Source organism: Kitasatospora sp. NPDC002522 (assembly GCF_053595195.1).
Genome location: NZ_JBSFXE010000116.1, coordinates 1 through 1,601 on the forward strand (window position 1 = coordinate 1; position 1,601 = coordinate 1,601).

Here is a 1,601-nt window from a genome sequence, read left to right on the forward strand (position 1 = left end):
GCGGCCTACCTGGTGGTCACGGCGCTGGCCGGCGACAAGTGGCAGAGCGAGATGGCCAAGGAGATGAGCTACGTCCCCAACCGGACCTCGGTGGCCGGCGTGCTGGCCGGCAACGACGGCGCCAGCGCGATGGCGGCCGGCGCGGTCAACGGCCACGCCACCCCCAACTCGCCGAACTGGGCCGCCGTCGAGGCCGACAACCCGATCAAGCAGTACATGACCCGGGTGCTCACCGGCGCCGACCCCGGCAGCGCGGGCAAGACCGCCAGCGAGGCGATCACCAAGGCCCTCAACAGCTGACCCCGCGGCGCCAGGGCTTGTCAGAAAAGCCGTGGAAGCGCCCCCGGTCCGCCCCGCCACCGTCACAGGAGAGTCCACCGCCGTGCCCACCGCACCGCCGCCGCTGCACACCCGGCTCCGGCCGTACCTGCTCATCGCCCCCACCCTGGTGGGCGCGGCCTTCCTGCTGCTCTACCCGCTGCTGCGCAACCTGCTGATCTCCGTCCAGCACTACCGGATGGCCGAACTCATCCGCGGCGGCGCCCCGTTCGTCGGCCTGGACAACTACACCGCGCTGCTCGCCGACCCGCAGTTCTGGACCGTCGCCGCCCGCACCGCCGCCTGGACGGTGCTCAACACCGTGCTGATCACCGGACTCGGCACGCTGGTCGCGCTGCTGCTGATCCGGCTCGGCCGGCGGATGCGGCTGGCGGTGATGAGCGCCCTGGTCCTGGTCTGGGCCACCCCGGTGATCGCCGCCACCACCGTCTTCCAGTGGCTGTTCCAGTCCCGCTTCGGAGTGGTCAACTGGGCACTTGACCAGTTGGGGCTGCGCGGCTACCACGACTACGCCTGGTTCGCCCACCCCACCGCCACCTTCACCGTCCTGGTGCTGCTGGTGGTCTGGCAGTCCGTCCCGTTCGCCGCCCTCACCCTCTACGGCGGACTGACCACCATCCCCGCCGAACTCTACGAATCCGCCCGGATCGACGGCGCCGACGCCTGGCAGAGCTTCCGCCTGGTCACCGTCCCGATGCTGCGCCCGCTGTTCGCCCTGGTCACCTCGATGGAGGTGATCTGGACCTTCAAGTGCTTCGCGCAGATCTGGGTGGTCAGCCAGGGCGGCCCGAACGGCGCCACCACCACCCTGCCCGTCTACGCCTTCCAGATCGCCCAGGCCCTGCACAAGTACGACCTCGGCTCCGCCGCCTCCACCCTCACCGTGCTCATCCTGCTCGCCGCCCTGGTCAGCACGCTGCGCCGGATGTACCGCCAGGAAGGGGCCGAGGCATGACCCGCCGTCAGCCGCCGCCCGCGACCCGGCAGTCGGCCGGCCGCCGGACCGCCCGGCGCCTGCGCCGCCTGCCGCTCAACCTGGCCGCGCTCGCCGTCCTGGTCACCGCCGCCTTCCCCGTGTACTGGATGGCGATCACCGCGTTCAAACCCACCGCCGAGATCCAGTCCGACACCCCCGCCTTCCTGCCGCTGCACCCCACCCTCGACCACTTCGCGACCGCCGTGCGCGCCCCCGGCTTCGGCACCTACTGGCGCAACAGCCTGCTGGTCACCCTCGGCGCCGTGCTGCTCTCCCTGGTGGTCGC

The 1,601-nt window shown here is 71.6% G+C and carries 1 protein-coding gene and 2 pseudogenes; all 3 read left to right on the forward strand.

The window, feature by feature from the left end; translation table 11 throughout:
* Nucleotides 1–300: pseudogene (locus ACWD4U_RS34730) on the forward strand (extracellular solute-binding protein); the annotation flags it as partial.
* 82 nt (nt 301–382) lie between these two features.
* Nucleotides 383–1,294 (forward strand): carbohydrate ABC transporter permease, encoded by a 912-nt coding sequence (locus ACWD4U_RS34735; RefSeq protein ID WP_449787415.1) that lies wholly within the window; start codon nt 383–385, stop codon nt 1,292–1,294.
* Nucleotides 1,291–1,601, forward strand: a pseudogene (locus ACWD4U_RS34740) (carbohydrate ABC transporter permease); the annotation flags it as partial. The gene ACWD4U_RS34735 and the pseudogene ACWD4U_RS34740, both read left to right, overlap by 4 nt.